The sequence below is a fragment of the Novosphingobium sp. FW305-C-30-35 genome, assembly GCF_058783135.1.
In genome coordinates this window covers 13,897-31,655 of the sequence record NZ_JBYSYJ010000003.1, presented here as the reverse complement: position 1 = coordinate 31,655, position 17,759 = coordinate 13,897, and the positions used below count along the sequence as shown (strand labels likewise).

At 62.1% G+C, this 17,759-nt stretch carries 18 protein-coding genes and 1 pseudogene; 12 read left to right on the top strand and 7 right to left on the bottom strand.

Annotated elements, in window-relative coordinates; genetic code table 11:
- Window positions 1-108 precede the first annotated feature (108 nt).
- From AC3WLM_RS19635 to AC3WLM_RS19610, 6 genes and pseudogenes are all read left to right on the top strand, one after another.
- Window positions 109-660: a helix-turn-helix domain-containing protein gene (locus tag AC3WLM_RS19635; RefSeq protein ID WP_492478544.1), complete on the top strand. Its 552-nt coding sequence runs from the start codon at window positions 109-111 to the stop codon at window positions 658-660.
- 54 nt (window positions 661-714) lie between these two features.
- On the top strand, window positions 715-1,050 hold the full coding sequence (locus AC3WLM_RS19630; protein WP_118074911.1) for a hypothetical protein: 336 nt from the start codon (window positions 715-717) through the stop codon (window positions 1,048-1,050).
- 40 nt (window positions 1,051-1,090) lie between these two features.
- Window positions 1,091-1,555 (top strand): hypothetical protein, encoded by a 465-nt coding sequence (locus AC3WLM_RS19625; RefSeq protein ID WP_492478543.1) that lies wholly within the window; start codon window positions 1,091-1,093, stop codon window positions 1,553-1,555.
- Window positions 1,470-2,060 carry a JAB domain-containing protein gene (locus AC3WLM_RS19620; protein ID WP_492478542.1) on the top strand — a complete coding sequence of 197 codons (591 nt, stop codon included), beginning with the start codon at window positions 1,470-1,472 and terminating at the stop codon, window positions 2,058-2,060. The genes AC3WLM_RS19625 and AC3WLM_RS19620 overlap by 86 nt, the downstream gene beginning before the upstream one ends.
- Entirely contained in the window at window positions 2,057-2,374 is a 318-nt protein-coding gene (locus AC3WLM_RS19615; protein ID WP_492478541.1) for a hypothetical protein, read from the top strand. Before AC3WLM_RS19620 ends, AC3WLM_RS19615 begins: the two co-directional genes overlap by 4 nt.
- A 79-nt stretch (window positions 2,375-2,453) precedes the next feature.
- Window positions 2,454-3,646 (top strand): annotated as a pseudogene (locus AC3WLM_RS19610) (IS256 family transposase).
- Window positions 3,647-4,058: 412 nt separating this feature from the next.
- On the opposite strand, the gene AC3WLM_RS19605 reads toward AC3WLM_RS19610, so the two are convergent.
- Window positions 4,059-4,349, bottom strand: a complete 291-nt coding sequence (locus AC3WLM_RS19605; protein ID WP_492478540.1) for a MarR family transcriptional regulator — start codon at window positions 4,347-4,349, stop codon at window positions 4,059-4,061.
- An 852-nt stretch (window positions 4,350-5,201) separates the two neighbouring features.
- Between AC3WLM_RS19605 and AC3WLM_RS19600 the strand changes: the two genes are divergently transcribed.
- From AC3WLM_RS19600 to AC3WLM_RS19590, 3 genes are all read left to right on the top strand, one after another.
- Window positions 5,202-6,038 carry an IS5 family transposase gene (locus AC3WLM_RS19600; protein ID WP_066554070.1) on the top strand — a complete coding sequence of 279 codons (837 nt, stop codon included), beginning with the start codon at window positions 5,202-5,204 and terminating at the stop codon, window positions 6,036-6,038.
- Window positions 6,039-6,060: 22 nt separating this feature from the next.
- Window positions 6,061-6,219 carry a hypothetical protein gene (locus AC3WLM_RS19595; RefSeq protein ID WP_492478539.1) on the top strand — a complete coding sequence of 53 codons (159 nt, stop codon included), beginning with the start codon at window positions 6,061-6,063 and terminating at the stop codon, window positions 6,217-6,219.
- A 666-nt stretch (window positions 6,220-6,885) separates the two neighbouring features.
- Window positions 6,886-7,929, top strand: coding sequence for a hypothetical protein (locus AC3WLM_RS19590; RefSeq protein ID WP_492478538.1), 1,044 nt, complete (start codon window positions 6,886-6,888; stop codon window positions 7,927-7,929).
- A gap of 78 nt (window positions 7,930-8,007) precedes the next feature.
- Here the strand turns inward: AC3WLM_RS19590 and AC3WLM_RS19585 are convergent, their stop codons facing one another.
- Complete coding sequence (locus AC3WLM_RS19585; RefSeq protein ID WP_492478537.1) at window positions 8,008-8,502, bottom strand: hypothetical protein; 495 nt, start codon at window positions 8,500-8,502, stop codon at window positions 8,008-8,010.
- A gap of 211 nt (window positions 8,503-8,713) precedes the next feature.
- Window positions 8,714-9,316, bottom strand: a complete 603-nt coding sequence (locus AC3WLM_RS19580; RefSeq protein WP_492478536.1) for a hypothetical protein — start codon at window positions 9,314-9,316, stop codon at window positions 8,714-8,716.
- A 690-nt stretch (window positions 9,317-10,006) separates the two neighbouring features.
- Here AC3WLM_RS19580 and AC3WLM_RS19575 point away from each other — a divergent pair.
- The gene (locus tag AC3WLM_RS19575; protein ID WP_062347439.1) at window positions 10,007-11,218 is read left to right on the top strand and encodes an IS256 family transposase; all 1,212 of its coding nucleotides are present in this window, start codon (window positions 10,007-10,009) and stop codon (window positions 11,216-11,218) included.
- A gap of 28 nt (window positions 11,219-11,246) precedes the next feature.
- On the opposite strand, the gene AC3WLM_RS19570 is transcribed toward AC3WLM_RS19575, so the two are convergent.
- Window positions 11,247-11,528 (bottom strand): hypothetical protein, encoded by a 282-nt coding sequence (locus tag AC3WLM_RS19570; RefSeq protein WP_492478535.1) that lies wholly within the window; start codon window positions 11,526-11,528, stop codon window positions 11,247-11,249.
- 569 nt (window positions 11,529-12,097) lie between these two features.
- A complete protein-coding gene (locus AC3WLM_RS19565) occupies window positions 12,098-12,739 on the bottom strand; it encodes a response regulator transcription factor (RefSeq protein ID WP_492478534.1) in 642 nt (213 codons plus the stop codon).
- Window positions 12,740-12,897: 158 nt separating this feature from the next.
- On the opposite strand from AC3WLM_RS19565, the gene AC3WLM_RS19560 reads away from it, so the two are divergent.
- Both AC3WLM_RS19560 and AC3WLM_RS19555 read left to right on the top strand, forming a co-directional pair.
- Window positions 12,898-14,247, top strand: a complete 1,350-nt coding sequence (locus tag AC3WLM_RS19560) for an IS1380-like element ISSp1 family transposase (protein ID WP_376706517.1) — start codon at window positions 12,898-12,900, stop codon at window positions 14,245-14,247.
- 574 nt (window positions 14,248-14,821) lie between these two features.
- Window positions 14,822-15,646 (top strand): flagellin N-terminal helical domain-containing protein, encoded by an 825-nt coding sequence (locus AC3WLM_RS19555; RefSeq protein ID WP_492478656.1) that lies wholly within the window; start codon window positions 14,822-14,824, stop codon window positions 15,644-15,646.
- Between the two features lie 166 nt (window positions 15,647-15,812).
- Here the strand turns inward: AC3WLM_RS19555 and AC3WLM_RS19550 are convergent, their stop codons facing one another.
- Window positions 15,813-16,217 (bottom strand): hypothetical protein, encoded by a 405-nt coding sequence (locus AC3WLM_RS19550; RefSeq protein WP_168905591.1) that lies wholly within the window; start codon window positions 16,215-16,217, stop codon window positions 15,813-15,815.
- A 215-nt stretch (window positions 16,218-16,432) separates the two neighbouring features.
- Window positions 16,433-17,629, bottom strand: coding sequence for an IS256 family transposase (locus AC3WLM_RS19545; protein WP_004207098.1), 1,197 nt, complete (start codon window positions 17,627-17,629; stop codon window positions 16,433-16,435).
- Window positions 17,630-17,759: the final 130 nt, after the last annotated feature.

Genomic DNA, 17,759 nt, shown 5'->3' with positions numbered 1-17,759 from the left:
TGCCTGGCCTACGAGGACCAGCTCTCGTGCAGGCCTAGTGTGCAAGTTAAGACAGAATTTACCATGCCCTGCGTTCCCCTTTCCGGGCATTTCTGTTAACCTTGCACCATGGCCACCCGTCTCGACTTCCCCGTTGCCAGCGAGGACAATGCGTCCGGCGAACTTGCCGGCCTGTCGGCCAAGCAGTGCGAGGTCCTCGATCTCCTGCTCGAGCACAAGAGCAACAAGGAGATCGCCAGGCTTCTTGGCATATCGCCATCTGCCGTCGATCAGCGACTTGCTGCGGCACGCCTGCGCCTTGGCACAACGCGCCGGGGCGATACGGCTCTGGCCTATGCGCGGCTCAAGGGAACCTGTGTGAATTCCACAGGTGGCTTTGCACAGGTCGCCAGCGTCGGGCAAATCGCGGATGAGGATGGCGAGGACGAGGTGGGCGGTCTGCTCTTGTTCGAGGACATAGGCCTTTTTCCCGGCCCTGTGCCAGGGAATCCGTTGCCATGGCCCGAGCAACAGCCCCCCCACCCCGGCCTCCGGGACCTTGCGGTCCCGGCGAGCCCGCTGGTGCGCCTCGGCCTGATCATTGTCTTTGCCCTGCTTATCGTGGTGGTGGCCCTGATCGGAATGAGCGTGACCCAAAGCGTCGTGGTGCTCCTCGGATAAGCAATCGCCCCGCCAGTCAGTGATTGCGCCGCTGTCTGCGGCAGGGGAATAGCCATGACCATGACCAAGACCGTCGCCGCCACGCGGCTTGCCCGCGAAATCCCGGCCGCCGAACTGGCGATCGACCAGGCCCTCCAGGCAACATCGGCAGTACTCCAGACCATGCTCGCCGCACGCACCGCCGGAGATGTTCCAGCCCACACCGGCCAGGTCGCGATCACCAAGCTCATCCAGAGCCAGCAGGCCCTGGTCAGCGCCAGCAGCGACTTCCTGCGTGTCCATCGCGAACTGGCTGCGCTCGGCCGGGAACTCATGGCAGCCGACTATGGCGAGTGCCCGCCGATCAAGGGCGCGCTGGAAATCGGCAGCGACGAAGCTCTTGCTGCCTGATCGCTCTTGACCTGCAGGACAAGGCAGGCACCTAGGCAAGGTGCGCTACGCCCTGCAGATTCTCCTTCTGGCCCTCGTCTCGGTCTACGCCTGGCGCCGCGCCGGCGTGACCGAGAAAGGGGGTACAGCTCTCATGGCCTTCCTGTTGTTCGCCTCGCCCGTCTACGCGGCGATCAGCACCAAGGCCGGGCAGTTCGACCGGATTGACCTTGGCTATCTCGTGATCGACGGGGTTGTCCTCATGGCCATGATCGGCTTCGCCCTCGTTTCCGAAAAGTGGTGGCCGCTATGGCTTGCAGGCGCTCAGCTCATCGCATTCCTCTCGCACTTCGTACGGCTGATCGATGCGAGCTACGCGCCCTTCGCCTACGCCTTGATGATGCGTGCGCCCTCATGGGTGCAGCTGGCGATCCTGGCGCTTGGCACCTGGCTTGCCGCGCGACCTGCACCAGCACGCCAGTCAGCTCAGAGCCAGTCGGCAGGCTCGGCTTCGCCCGGCCGCTAGGACGCCTTCCTGCCCGCGCCCGCCATGGCCTGGGCGAGCTGTTCGCACCGCGTCAGCCGGGTCTGCTGACCTCATCAAACCGTGCGGCAGCCGGTTCCTGGCACCTTGCGCACAACACCCGAACCCTGGCGATCCTGGCGTTTCTCCCAGGCTCAGAGCCTATCTCGTGCAGCGCCTCGCCAATGCGCCGCTCGAGCAGATGCTCACGCTCTTCTTCGCCAAGGACGGGGCGCTGGTCGGCAGCGACCTGGCCCAATCGGCGAGCCGCGCCCACATCCTGATCCGCCCGCTCAGTCTTCTGCACAAGGCGCGGCGCCTTAACGCCCACAGCCTGGTTCTTGCTCACAATCATCCTGGCGGTCACGCCTGCCCCAGCCAGGCCGATATCTGCTCCACGGCGATCTTCCACCGCCTGATGGACCAGAACGGACTGCAGCTTGCCGAACACTCCATCATCGGATCGGAAGGGATCTTCAGCATGCGCCGTGCAAGGTTACTACCATGACCGAACTGTCCTCGACCATCGGTCTTGCCGCTCTTGCCAGCGAGGCATCGTCGCCGCGCGAGTCCTCTGCCAGCGCGATCGCGGTGGCTGAACTTGCTTTGCGCCGCAAGCTCGCCGCCCTGTTTTCACAAGGCCCGCTCCCATGCGACCCGGCTCTCGATATCCTCCTCGAAGTCTATCTCGGACTGCGCCAGGCCAGACTGCGCACTCCGGGCGACGTAGCCGCCAATACCGGCCTTCCCACATCGTCAATGACGCGCTGGATAAAGATCCTCGAAGAAGGCGGCCTGGTCGTGTCCCACGGGGTGGTGTAGGAAGGTTTCTCTGAGAGGGTGGCCACCGTCGATCTTCTGGTAGGGTTCGGATGCGAACTCGAACCTGGAGAAGAAGACGATGACCGACGACAGAATGGCCCTTGTTGAGCTGATTGAGCAAGGGGCAGACAGCGATTTGGTGCGCGATATGCTGGCATTTGCCGCCGAGCGCATGATGGATCTGGAGATTGAGGCCAGAACGGGTGCGGCTGCGGGCAGTCGCAGCCCGGCGCGGCTCAACCACCGCAACGGCTATCGCGAACGGGGCTGGGACACTCGGGCCGGCCGGATCGAGCTGGCGATCCCCAAGCTCAGGAAGGGCAGTTACTTCCCGAGCTTCCTTGAGCCACGCCGCACGGCTGAGAAGGCGTTGGCGGCGGTGATCCAGGAAGCCTACGTCCACGGTGTCTCGACTCGCTCGGTCGACGATCTGGTCAAGGCGATGGGCGCCAGCGGCGTCTCGAAGAGCCAGGTGAGCCGTCTGGTGGCCGAGATCGACGAACGGGTGAACGCCTTCCTGCAGCGATCGAGGGCGAGTGGCCCTACCTGTGGATCGACGCCACCTACCTCAAGGTCCGCGAGGGCGGGCGGATCGTCTCGACGGCGGCGATAATCGCCGTCGGCGTCAACACCGATGGTCGGCGCGAGGTTCTGGGCGTTGCCACCGGCCCTTCAGAAGCGGAACCCTTCTGGAAAGCCTTCCTGCGCTCGCTCGCCGACCGGGGACTTCGCGGGGTAAAGCTGGTCATCGCGGACGACCACAAGGGGTTGCGCGCCGCCGCCAGCAAGGTGTTCGCCGCGAGCCAGCAACGCTGCCGGGTCCACTGGATGCGCAATGCGCTGGCACATGCCGCGCCTAAGCAGCGACCGGCAGTCATCGCCATGATCAAGACGATCTTTGCGCAGGAAACGGCTGAAGCGGCTCACCAGCAATGGGAACAGGTCGCCGATGCCCTGCGCGAGAAGTTCCCGAAGCTGGCCGACATGATGGCCGGATCGCGCGAGGACGTGCTTGCCTACATGACCTTCCCGAAGGAGCACTGGGCGCAGATCGCGTCGACCAACCCGCTGGAAAGGGTGAACAAGGAGATCAAGCGAAGGGCCGATGTCATCGGCATCTTTCCGAATGACGCCGCCGTCGTCCGCCTCGTCGGAGCACTCATGCTGGAACAGAATGATGAGTGGGCGGTGTCACGCCGTTACATGACGCTGGAAACCCTCGGCTCGGTGAGCCATAACCCCATTGTCAGCCTGCCAGCTCTGGCTGCCTGACCCGAACCTGATCCTACTGCGGATCGACGGTTCCTACACCACCCCGTGGGACACGACCAGGCGGCCTGGTCCAACGTCACAAGGATACGCGCGATAATCGCCGTATCTGCCTGACCCTTACCGGTGAGGGCCATGCCCTTGCCGAGCGGGCAATCGAGACGATCGCCACCGCGCGCCAGACACCTGCTCAAACCCAGATTCAGGCAGCCCCCCTGCTGCAGGCCACACCCTTGCCGCAAACCTTTTTCTTTGCCCAGTAAGAGCCTGGCAGGACTTCAGCATGCAGGCGCATTGCCTGCCGCATCTACCAGAGCTGACCTGCTCGATCCCTCCTGGCGCAACTACGCGAGCGGCCCCATGCCAAGCGCCTTGCCGGACCGGTTCTGCATCGCATGCGAGAACCGGTCCTGCGTCAGCTGAAGCAGCGCCGCATGCCCTCTGCGGCTCTCTCACTGAGCGCGACCCACTGCCGACGCTTGTCGGCGGGATCCTGCGTACGCTCAACCAGGCCCAGGCTTACAAGATAGGTAAGCCAGCGCAGCGCTGTCGACTGAGCAATTCCTGCATCCAGCCCGATAGCCGAAGACGAAAGGCGCTTGCGCCCCAGGCGAGCGACATAGAGTTCAAGCAGCAAGTCCCAGGCAGGATCCGAGAACAGATCCCGGCCAATCCCGAGCAGCTTTTGGCGGTTGCTGCGACGCACCTACTCTGCCTTGACGCTTGCCAGAAGACCAGCGTCGCTCGCACCACCTCCCGAAGGTTGACAGTCAAGCCCGAATTGATCGGGGTCGCCATCGGACCAGCGCAACAACATCTGTGCAATGTCTGCTACCTTGCGGCGGTCCAGCTGCTGCATTCCTTCGCCCCCTTCTGCCCCGGCGTAGAATTACTAAGCCATTAACCACAGGACTTTTCCATAAGAGGTTCTACGCAGTCAACCTTTCCCGGCAATCCGCAATCGGGCAACATCGTAGTCGCAGGCCACTATAGCTGTCCCTTGCGAACCTGGTCTGAGAATCCGCAAGCTGCATCGATGCCTTCCGTGGGACACGGCCGCCATCGATGCGCAATGGCGGCATTGTTCAAGACCCTGAAGCAAAAGGCCCTAAGTCAATAGGCCCTGAGTCAAACGGCCCTGGGTCAATTCGCCCCAGCACCACACTCAAATACTTGCATTGATCGCTGCCACAGATCCTAACGTGCAAGCATCTGTCCGCGCATGGCCGGGAATGTCGCAGCCCGCACTTTGGAATTGCTGCTAATCCAGCCGGACGATTCCCGGTGTCTTGCAGGACAAGCCGATGCCAACTGTCGTGATGGTGACATGACTTTTAGCGCAGGTTTCCGTGCCGCAGCGCCATCGCCGACAACGCGCATCGCGGCCTGCCGCTGCAAGACCCGGCGCAGACGACTTTACGCCAAATTCACCATACTATTCCAATTTGGGTCTAAGAGCCCGATCCGAAACTAAGTTGAGTGGTATCAGTGGGTTAGCTTGACGACCCGCCCAGTCGTTGATTCAGGGGTTTCGCCAAAAACTACCTGGGATACAACGATGTGGACCGATACCACTCGCGCTCTCCATGCGCGAAGCATGCTAGCTTTACCAACAGATTTAACCGATGCCGAATGGGCTTTCTTCGAGCCACTTCTTCCTCCACCAGCAAAGACAGGTCGACCACGGAAGTGGGAGATGCGCCGGATTGTTGAGGCCATCTTCTATCTGCTCCGGGGTGGGCTGCCATGGCGAATGCTGCCACCTTGCTTTCCACCGGTCTCAACGGTGCGACGCTGGTTCTACATATGGCGCGATACTGGGCTATGGCAGGCCTTGAACCATGGCCTTCTTATGCTGGTCCGTGAAGCACAGGGGCGTGAGGCCTCGCCCAGCGCCGGTGTGATCGACAGCCAGAGCGTCAAAACCACTGAAAGTGGCGGACCTCGGGGCTACGATGCTGGAAAGAAGATCAAAGGCCGCAAGCGTCACATCCTAACCGACACCGAGGGCAATCTGGTTCACGCCGTCGTCCATACCGCTGACATTCAGGATCGCGATGGAGCTCCGATGGTCTTGGGCGGCGTCATCAAGCGGTTTCCCTGGCTGCGGCACGTGTTCGCTGATGGCGGATATGCTGGCCAGAAACTGAAGGATGCCCTGAAGCCTTTGGGTAGCTGGATGATCGCAATCATCAAACGCTCCGACACGGTCAAGGGCTTCGAAGTCTTGCCCCGCCGGTGGGTTGTCGAAAGGACAATCGCCTGGCTCAACCGAAATCGCCGACTTGCCAAGGACTTCGAGCAGACCATCGCATCTGCCACCGCTTGGCTCTTCGCGGCCTCGGTACAAGCCTTCATCCGGCGTGCCGCAAGACACTGTCATTCAACAAATTAGTTTCGAATCCGACTCTTACGTAATGTTGTCTGAAGCGTTCGCAAAGCTGCAGGAAGCTCTTGATATCATTGACGCGCACGGTGCCCACTTGCCCGGGATACACATTGCATCGGCTATGGAAGTCCTGGCCGAGCTGCTGGAAAGCGATTCTCAGGTGACTGCCGATGGGCAGTCCGAATAACTCTGTGCAGCAAGGGATGCCTCCGGCTCGTCTCGCATCTTCGGGCGCTCTGCCCACCACGCCGGGCTGCCCCGCTCCCTAGAACGACATGTCACGATCGTCTTGCCAGGACCAGCACTGTCCAGCAACAGGCACTCGCAGAATGCTCGGCAATCAGGTCGACGCTTGCCCAGGACGGCTTTGCAGCTCGCCGGGATCGGGTCGAAGAGCCTGGCCGCGAGACAGGCATCGCAGGCTGCTCATCGCGCCTTGCGCGCCTCACCATAGGCGGTGCGACACACGATAGCAGGATCCCAGGGCATTGGTTGCGGCGAAGGCGATGCGGCCATCGGCGCGGCCGGGTCAGAGCCAGATCCCGGGCGCACGCCATTTGTCCGGGCTGATCGCCCAATGCCCGGCCAACCGGGGACGTAATTCCAAGCCGTTGTCCTGGACATCTTTCCAGTACCCGAAGACCACCGTGCACATGGTCACCACTTGCGTACGACAAGGACCAGCATGTTGTCCGCCTCGCAGGCCGGGCATCCTCAAAAATCTGCAATTCGGGTGACCCCGGCAATCTTTCAGCCAGACAACTATGTATTCTCGCGTAACCTCATGGTAAAGTTTGGTCTACCAGAAATGGTTAACACGCTCGGCTAGAAGTTATGAGTCAAGGGGGCTTTCATGAACCATACCGTGCGTAATGCACTGCTGACTGCAGCCGCAGCAGCATCGGCGCCGACCGCGCTTGCTGCCCAGGATCGCGATGGCTGGTATATCAACGAGGCCCAGGATCTGGCGCTGATCGAAGGCAATCCAAGCCAGTCGGGGGCCCTGCTCGGTGTCCAGTGCGATCGCAACGATCCGCGCGCTCGTCGCCTGGTCTTCGGCTCAGTCCGCAAGCGCGATCGTGACGGCCTCTTGCGCGAAATCAGTGCTTTGCGCCCGGCAGTGCTCAGGATCGCCGTGGAATCACAGTCTGCCTATGCGGAATTCCTGGTCGAGCTCGAGGACAAGGCACAGCTCGACATCGGTGGTACTGCCGATGTCGTTGCTGCCTACCTCACCAAGGAGCAATTTGCGCTCATCCGCTCGGCCCGGTCAGTAACCGTTCGCGTCGGCGAACGCCAGGCCTACTGGTTTACCGGCAATGGCTCGGCTTCCGCGACCGGCACCCTGCCCTGCGCTGCAACGCCGCAGATCCTTGCCAGCCGCATCATCCCCTCACGGCCCGACGATGCGCCCGTCCGCCCGATACAGACCAGCTGGAGCTTCACCCCGCGCCTGCTGGCCGCCGATCCGACCAAGGGGCGGTACATCGCTGGAACCTCGACCGTCGGCTTCCCCGAGAGCCCGCTCGCCAGCTTCAATTTCGAGATCACCTGTCATGGCAACCGTCTCCATGCCGCCTTCACCAACGGCTCGGTGGCAAACAGCGTCGCCATGAACCGCGCCTTCGATCCGGCAAAGTTCCAGACGCTGGTCAACACCAGCGACAACTTTGCCGAAATCTATCGCGCAGGTCGCCAGATCGCGCGTTTCCCGGTCGAGGCCGGCAGTTCCGGCAAGGGGCACGTCCTGACCTCGCAGGAGCTCAGCGCACTGCTGTCCTTCGACCGGATCGTCGTCAGCAGCGCAAAGCAGGCACGCACGATCGAATTCACCGCAGAGGGCGGGCCACAGGCCATCTCGTCGATTGCCCAGGCTTGCGGTGCCTCGCAGCGTTAGCTTGACCGAACCTGGCCTCGGTCTCACTACGCGAGACCGGGCCGGGCGCTATCCTGGCGTGCCGGAGTGGCCCCTGACCTATTCGTTGGCGGCCTCGGGCAGAAAGTACCTGGCAACGCGCAGGATCCCCTCGTCGCCAATCGTGACCCTGGCATCAGCAAGCCTGGGCTCCCTCACCTGCCCGGCACCATTCCTGCGCCCCTCACCCGACCTGCCCGACTGGCCCGACTGGCCATCGCTGCCGGCACAGACCAGGACCAGCCTTTCGCTCTCGAGGGCTCTTATGTAGCGCATGACAATATCCGGCGAGAGCCTGAGATCTCTGGCGAGCCCCAAGACGGTAACCTGACGCCGCTGCAAGGTATCGATCAGGATGCGCAGCAAGATGCGCCAGGCGTCATTGGCAAGCGGAAGCGAGGCACTGAGCGCCGCCAGCCGCTCGAGTGCTGCAAGCTCCCGCTTTGCGCGACCAAGCAGCAACTTGCCATGGGGGTAGGTGGGTAGCGGTCGCGACGACCGTCCCGTTCTGCCATGACTGTTGAATTGCGTTACGCTGCCCCCGTTCGAACTCAAGGCCTGCCTCCCAGCGTTCACATCGCACACCCTGTCCAAAAGTTAACGATCTGTAAGTCCGCGTCAATCGCCCTGTTTGCGCAATGCAAAACTTGCCGTTGAATCGGCAGGAGATTTGGCCGACCTGCAAGATACCGCAGGTCATGCCGGCATGATGCCGTTTCTGGCACGAAGTGCTGCATCCCTGCCAGGAGCGTCACTGCCCGGCCTGTCAGCCGCCATTATCGAAAAGCTCCTTGAGGCGGCGTTCGGCCAGCCATAGCCTTGTCCATTCGACGGCTTCAGCAAGACCTGGCGGGCTTTGCTTGGCTGTTGCAGGATCGGCCGCCGCCGCGATACCTCCCTTCGGCAAGGCCGCATTATGCGGATCGAAGCGGTCAACCACTCGCTCGATGTCCTGCAAGGATCCCGTGCCTGCTGCATAGCTCTCGAATGCGGCCTCGAGCTCCTGCTCGAGAGCCTCCAGCCCCCCGTCCTGAAAGACCGGTGGAGCCGCATCGACGGCACATGCGCCGTGATCGCAATCGGCCGCCGGATCAACCGATGCCACTGCGCTCTGGGCCGGGTCCGTGAGGTCTGCTGCGTGATCATGGCTTGGCGGCCATGTCTCCTGCGCACCTGCGCCCGGGTGCAGGGTGTCCAGGCCGCCTGGCTCGGCAACTATGACCAGCGGACGACGCCGGACGCCCATGTCCTTGTTCGCATGTTCACTATCGCGCGCCGCCCACTTGCGGCCCAGCAGGAACAAGGCGATCAGGCTCATCGCAGTGAGCAGTGCCAGCGTCGAAAACATCTCTTTGTCGATGCCAGCCACAAACAAGCCCCCGGTGCCCAGTCCAGCAATTGCCGCAAAGCCTACAAGGTCAAGTCGGCCACCGCAATTGCCGAACCTGATGGTGCGCCGGGTGCAACTCGAAAGGTGCGTAGTACAAGCTGTGTCAACTGAGCAGAAATGCCCAATACTGCTCGCCTTCACCAGCAAAACGTGGTTGAGAGCACCTGTCGCCACCGCGCCGTTGCTTGACTGGCACCGGCAAGAGGATGGCCCAGCTTTTCGTGCCCACCATTTTTGACTATTTGTCAGATAGTTGGGAGACCCTTTTCCTTGTACCCTTCTTGCGAGGTCTGCCCCGCTTGGTGGCAGTGGCCTCTGGCCAGGCTGATGGGCCAATGCAGATGTGCGGGCGCGCAGCCAATCCAAGCTCAGGACCAGTTGCGACAAGGGGTCAATGTCCGTAACGACGTAACGCAGTACAGGCCTTGCCTGACGTACAGACTATTGGCGACGCTACGTGTCCTCGCCACCATGCATCCTGTTCAGCAGGTCAATCGCCAGCGACACCCGGTTAGCGTCCGCGGTCGTGGTGTAATTTCCGGTGCAGACTGAGGTGCCGCTGGTGGTGGGGCATGCCCCACCACCAGCGATTTCGATCTCGGTGGCCACCGGGCTCATCGGTAAGGTGGAGTTACCACACTTCACACGCCCACCGAGGAGTTGATCCCGATGACCGACGACAGACTACCGCTTGCCGAGCTGATGGCGAAGACCGGAGATGGAGATTTCCTGCGCACGATCGCCGAGAGCGTATTGCAGATCATCATGGAGGCCGACGTCGATGGCCTGGTCGGTGCTAGCCGGCACGAGCGTTCCGGCGACCGCACGACGTGGCGCAATGGCTATCGCGACCGAAGCCTCGACACCCGGCTCGGCACGCTCAACCTCAAGATCCCCAAGCTGCGGACCGGCGCCTACTTTCCCGGCTTTCTGGAGCCGAGGAAGACCGTCGAGAAGGCGCTGGTCGCGGTGATCCAGGAGGCGTGGATTGCCGGCGTCAGCACCCGGCGCGTGGATGAGCTGGTCCAGGCCATGGGCATGACCGGCATTTCCAAGTCCTCGGTGTCGAAGCTGTGCAAAGACATCGACGAGCGCGTCCACGCCTTCCTCAAGCGCCCGCTCGCCGGCGACTGGCCCTACCTCTGGCTCGATGCCACCTACCTCAAGGTGCGCGAGAGCGGACGGATCGTCAGTGTCGCCGCGATAATCGCCGTCGCAGTCAACACCGAGGGCAAGCGCGAGATCGTCGGCCTTCACATTGGCCCATCGGAGGCCGAGCCGTTCTGGTCCAGCTTCCTCAAGGACCTTGCCCGACGCGGCCTGACCGGCGTGAAGCTGGTCATCTCCGATGCCCACGAGGGATTGAAGGCCGCGATTACCCGCGTCATGGGCGCGACCTGGCAGCGCTGCCGCGTCCACTTCATGCGCAACGCCTTGGCCTATGTGCCCAAGGGACAGAATACCGTCGTTGCCGCTGCGATCCGCCAGGTCTTCCTCCAGCCCGACCATGCTGCCGCCACGCAGGTCTGGCGCCAGGTCGCCGACCAGTTGCGCGCCCGCTGGCCCAAGCTGGGCGCCTGCATGGACGATGCCGAGCACGATGTGCTGGCCTACATGACCTTCCCCGAGCAGCACAGGGTCAAGCTGCATTCCACCAACCCCCTGGAACGCCTGAACAAGGAGGTGAAGCGCCGCGCCGATGTCGTCGGCATCTTTCCCAACGAGGACAGCATCATCCGCCTCGTCGGCGCCGTCCTGCTCGAGCAGAATGACGAATATCAGCTCCAGCACCGCTACATGCAGATCGAGGGCATGGCTGCCCTTGCCACACCAATGATCGAGGAGGTTCAGCCGCTACAAATTACACCCAAGGCCGCCTGAAAGTGCAGCCCAATGGCCACACCCGATTTTACACCACATTGACGGACGCGACCGACACCCGCAAGCCGGCCTCGGTCAGGTTCTGCGAATCGAGGATCTCGAGAGACTCCTCGAGCAGGGCCAAAGCGCGGGCCAAGCTGTCTGCCTCGCTGTTACCCTGATCCATAACTTCTCCAGCATGGCCTGAAATCCCGGCAGCATGCTGAATAGCGAGGTAACCTCGCACCCAACCGAACGGCTTCATCGGGGTCTTTACGTAACCTCGAGCAACGCAACCCGCCCAGCTTTGCGCGATCGCAGTTTCCCACATGTAAACAGAAGCTTATCGGATGGACCTGCCCTGGGAAGATCCTTGCTGATACCCCGCATCAGGTCCGCTAACCGTCTTTCCTGCGCTTTGCCGCGCCAAACAGCTGTCTGGGACAAAAATCAGTGAACGGTCGTTAACGATCTTTGTCCCTTGCCTAAGCCTTGCGATTGCGGTTCTTGCGTCCCCAGGGACGGAGAATTCGGTGCAATCAGGTCTGCAAACGGACATATTCAGAGACAGCCCGGAACGGGCCCGAACCTGGCCCGGTCACGAGGTGCACTTTTCACTGGTCGGCAGCTTGCACCGCCAGAAAAACGGTCTGGCTTTCAGGTCAGGCAATGGCCTTTACTACGACCTCATTGCCCCTCCCGCCATCCGCACCAGTCTTGTTCTGCCTGACGCAAGGCAACATCGCGCGTACGGCTCGAAGCTCATCTTGCAGGCAGCTCCAGCCTCGTCGTCCACAGCATCGAAGCCCATGGCGACCCGGACCTGCCCCAAGATCAGATCGTGCTCGAACGTCTGCTGGTCATTGCCGCAGTGCGGGCACAGTACGAACGGGCAGCGGCTCAGGCAGCAAGCGCGCCATAGGCCGATGCCTCGATTTTTACGCGTACGGCATCGGCGACATTTCGGGCTCCGAGTTTGCCCAGCAGCTTGCTCCGGTGAATTTCGACCGTGCGAGGGCTGATCTCCAGGAAGCGGGCAATCGCCTTGGAACTCTCGCCTGACACCAGACCCTCAAGCACCTGGCGTTCGCGTTCGGTCAGGCGGGCAAGGCTGTGGCAGGCGCGAACCGCACGCTCGAGCAGGTCACGGCGATGCTCAGCCTCGGCCACGACCCTTGGCATGGCTGCCGCGAGATCCTCGCACGTCCGTGGCGTCGAGATGAACGAGAGCGCCCCGCCCTTGATGGCCTGAACCACATGGTCCACCTGAGGCTTGTCGTTATAACCGACGAACGGGCACCACTGTCCTTGCCGCGCAAGCTGACTGACCAGCTCGGGGATCGCACTGCGCGGGCCATCATCCCGGATCAGCACCACACCATTGCGCGGGACTGCATCGAGAAGCTCGCCAAGGTCTTCGTAGATCTCGCAATGAAAACCCGCATCGAACCCGAGCCGGGCAAGGACAGCCCGGTCGCGCGCGGCCGGTTCGAGGATGTGGAGCGTCGTCTTTTGTGCCGTGAGCCCTACTTTGACGAGCAAAAGTCCTGATAACAGGCCAATTGAACCTAGCCCGCCTTATTCACCAAAAGTGTCCTGAAGGGTTGGCGGGAGTGGCGTAAGCCTCTGATCTGAATTAGGAACTTGGTGCCTAAGCCGAACCTGCCGCAGGGCAGAAAATGCCACAAGCCACACCCGCCATGAACGACGATATCGCAAGCTCATTTGGATTCTCAGCAGTCGGCCGCAAGAAAATAACAGCTGCATTCGACGGTGGCCGGCTTACCTCGGATGGCGGTGTTCTACTGCTTGCACAAGCCGAGCGCGCGATGGGGATTTGCCAGCGCCTGGCGGCTTGTATTGCCGATCCGCGCGATCCAGCGCGGGTGATCCATCGCCTGGATGACATTCTGCGTGCCCGTGTGTTCGCGATCGCGTGCGGCTATGAGGATGCTGATGATCTCGATGCTCTGCGCGACGATCCAGGCTTCCGTCTGGCGCTCGGCAAGCTGCCGGAATCGGGCGCGGGGCTGGCCAGCCAACCGACGATGAGCCGGTGGGAAAATGCACCGACTACGCGCGAACTGGCCAGCATGATGGCCGCGATGATCGACATCTACTGCGCCAGCTATCCCGCCCCACCGACAGCGGTCACGCTGGATATCGACGACACGTGCGACGTCGTGCATGGCTATCAACAGCTCTCGTTCTGGAACGGGCATCATGGGGAGCGCTGCTTCCTACCGATCCATATCTACGACACCGCGACCGGCAGGCCGGTGGCCATGCTGCTGCGCACGGGCAAGACGCCTTCTGGAAAAGAGGCGGCGGGGCACATCCGACGCCTGGTGCGTCACCTGCGCCGTAACTGGCCCGATACCCACATCACCATCCGCGGCGACGGGCACTATGGTCGACCCGAGGTCATGGCCTACTGCGATGCGGCCCGCGTCGATTACGTGTTCGGCCTGCCCACCAATGCAGCGCTGCGCGCCGATCCCGCCATTGTTGCGGTCGCCGATGCCTGCGCGGTCAAGCGCGCCCAGCGTCAGTGTCCCGTCCTGCGCAACTACGCAGAGACCCGCTATGGGGCAAAGACCTGGAAGTGCCAGCGTCGTGTCGTTGCACGGATCGAGGCCAGCACGCTGGGCATGGACATTCGCTATGTCGTCACGTCGCTGACCGGGGCCTCAGCCGAGCACATCTACGATGCGCTTTACTGCGCGCGCGGGCAGGCCGAGAACCTGATCAAGCGGCACAAGGCCCAGCTGGCCAGTGATCGCACCTCGTGCCGCTCGGCCAATGCCAATCAGATGCGCCTGATCCTGCACACTGCCGCCTACTGGCTGCTATGGCGCATCCAGCAGGCGATGCCCAGGACCGCTGCTCTGGCAAGCGCCGAGTTTACAACCTTGCGCCTGCGGCTGCTCAAGGTCGCTGCGCGCGTCGTAGAAAGTGCTAGCCGCATCCGCATTGCCTTCGCTTCGGCCTGTCCGGATGCCGATCTGTTCCGCGCCCTCGTTCTCTGGCTCAAGCCTGCGCCGACGTAGCCCATGCGGCAGTGCCGCAGAACTCCGAGCCCAGCCCTTCGACCCGAAAAGCCCATCAATCCGAATGCGGTGAAACAAACGCCAGCGACGCCGGTCGTCCGCGCAACACCGCCAGCGGCAGCAAATGCCCAGAGCGGGCCTGAAACCGAGCGTCGTGAATAAGAGAGGCTAGCCTGACGCGCATTATGCCTCCCGCCGCCGCTATCGCCCTGATTCCAATCGGTAAAATATCCTCATAGTGGTGTCATTTCATCGATCGCACCCGCATTCTACAGGGCAGGCGGGAGGATGCCGGACGGCGACGGCAAATCGGTCCGGAAAATTTTTGCCGCCAGCACTTGCCGGCAGGGAAACGTTCGCACGCCCTCCCCGATTGCATCATGATCGGGATTTTATCGTTTGTTTTCAGATATCTTCAGCTTGTCCGCAAAGCCTGCTCCCAGCCTGGCCAAGGCGCATCTTGCCGATTTGTTTACCACGCCTCGAAACCACGGCCATTAACTACGGCAAGGCGTTGCCGTCCTTCCCGGCAACGACAGTAACGCTTCCATGTTTTCATCGAAGGAATATCGAGATGGCTGTAATCAATACAAATATTGCCGCAGTTCGCGCGACTTTTGCTTCGAATTCTGCCAACAAGATGCTTGGTATCTCTATGCAGAGGCTGTCTACCGGCAAGCGCATCAACGGTGCAAACGACGATGCTGCAGGCCTGGGCATTGTCACCACGATGACCGCCTCGATCCGCTGCATGAACATGGCAGTCCGCAATACGAACGATGGTATCAGCCTCGCCCAGACCGCAGATGGCGTCCTGTCGGAAGTGGTCAATATGGTGCAGCGAGTTCGTGAACTTGCCGTGCAGAGCGCTTCGGAAACCTATGTCGCCTCAGACCGGCAAGCCATGCAGGAGGAGGTCAGTGCGCTCACCGAGCAGATCGCGGACACTCTGGCCAATTCCACATTCAACGGGAAGACACTCTTCAGCACCACGGCCGGCACCGATGTGACCTTCGATCTCCAGATCGGCAGCACGACCACCGACGTGATGACGATCACGAGCAAGGCAATCGATGGTACGAACCTCGATGCAACCGCCCTGGACGTGACCACCGTAGCGCTTGCGCGGACGACCCTCGACAATGCCGATGCCGCACTTGATGACATCAATGCCGCCCGCAGCACGCTCGGTGCAGCACAAAACCGCCTCGAATCCGTGGCAAACAATCTGACCACCAATGTTACGTCACTGTCTGATGCACGCTCGCGAATCGAGGATACCGACTACTCGACAGAAACCGCAGCAATGGCCAAGGCGCAGATCCTCTCGCAGGCATCGACGGCAATGATCGCCCAGGCCAACCAGTCGGCCCAGAACGTCATGTCGCTCTTGCGCTGATCCGCGGACCTTTCATGGTCCGGGCACGCGGCCGCGGTGCGCTCCTCGACGAGACGCCGTGGCCGCGTGCTTCGCGTAACGTAACGAACCCTGCTCGCTCAACGCGCCGACGCCGCACTGTGACGAGCGCGATGTTCGGATTCCGATCGGGAATCCCCACGTAACGTTACGGCGTCGTCGCCCGTTGCTGACCTGGAGGCATCGCCGAGGCCGAGGGCTTGCCTGAGGGACTGTTCGCGAAGGCCCCGGCCGGCAGGGAGATGCGTAACGGAGCCGAACCGACAGCTCCTGCCGCATTCGTCGCCACCTTGCCCGCCACCAGCTCGGCCCAGGCCTTCTGCGTCATCCGTTCGACGGGCACCCACGCTGCAACACTGCCGTCCGGGAATTCGTGCTGGACCCGTCGCCAGGTCAGCCCCAACTCGGTGTCGACCAGGTAAAGTTCGCCGCTCGCCTCGAGTGGAACCGCAACGTAACGCGCTGACGACCCGGTAACCGGAGCAGGCTCGGGGGTACAGGCCGAAGCAGCCAGAGCCGCACCGACGCTTGCCAAAAGCCATTGGCGTTTCATCTATTGCCCATTCCCCCCTGCAACCAACCCGCAGATTGCCACCCGACCTTTATACCATCCGATCATGCCCTGTCGCAACCACGCCGAGCCATCGGAATGAGGACGACGAACGCGGCACAAAGCGCCAGAACTGCGATTCCAAGGCATTGCAGGCCCAGGTCGTGTCCCACGGGGTGGTGTAGGAACCGTCGATCCGCAGTAGGATCAGGTTCGGGTCAGGCAGCCAGAGCTGGCAGGCTGACAATGGGGTTATGGCTCACCGAGCCGAGGGTTTCCAGCGTCATGTAACGGCGTGACACCGCCCACTCATCATTCTGTTCCAGCATGAGTGCTCCGACGAGGCGGACGACGGCGGCGTCATTCGGAAAGATGCCGATGACATCGGCCCTTCGCTTGATCTCCTTGTTCACCCTTTCCAGCGGGTTGGTCGACGCGATCTGCGCCCAGTGCTCCTTCGGGAAGGTCATGTAGGCAAGCACGTCCTCGCGCGATCCGGCCATCATGTCGGCCAGCTTCGGGAACTTCTCGCGCAGGGCATCGGCGACCTGTTCCCATTGCTGGTGAGCCGCTTCAGCCGTTTCCTGCGCAAAGATCGTCTTGATCATGGCGATGACTGCCGGTCGCTGCTTAGGCGCGGCATGTGCCAGCGCATTGCGCATCCAGTGGACCCGGCAGCGTTGCTGGCTCGCGGCGAACACCTTGCTGGCGGCGGCGCGCAACCCCTTGTGGTCGTCCGCGATGACCAGCTTTACCCCGCGAAGTCCCCGGTCGGCGAGCGAGCGCAGGAAGGCTTTCCAGAAGGGTTCCGCTTCTGAAGGGCCGGTGGCAACGCCCAGAACCTCGCGCCGACCATCGGTGTTGACGCCGACGGCGATTATCGCCGCCGTCGAGACGATCCGCCCGCCCTCGCGGACCTTGAGGTAGGTGGCGTCGATCCACAGGTAGGGCCACTCGCCCTCGATCGGCCGCTGCAGGAAGGCGTTCACCCGTTCGTCGATCTCGGCCACCAGACGGCTCACCTGGCTCTTCGAGACGCCGCTGGCGCCCATCGCCTTGACCAGATCGTCGACCGAGCGAGTCGAGACACCGTGGACGTAGGCTTCCTGGATCACCGCCGCCAACGCCTTCTCAGCCGTGCGGCGTGGCTCAAGGAAGCTCGGGAAGTAACTGCCCTTCCTGAGCTTGGGGATCGCCAGCTCGATCCGGCCGGCCCGAGTGTCCCAGCCCCGTTCGCGATAGCCGTTGCGGTGGTTGAGCCGCGCCGGGCTGCGACTGCCCGCAGCCGCACCCGTTCTGGCCTCAATCTCCAGATCCATCATGCGCTCGGCGGCAAATGCCAGCATATCGCGCACCAAATCGCTGTCTGCCCCTTGCTCAATCAGCTCAACAAGGGCCATTCTGTCGTCGGTCATCGTCTTCTTCTCCAGGTTCGAGTTCGCATCCGAACCCTACCAGAAGATCGACGGTGGCCACCCTCTCAGAGAAACCTTCCTACACCACCCCGTGGGACACGACCCAGGCCCAAGCCATTGCAGGCCCAAA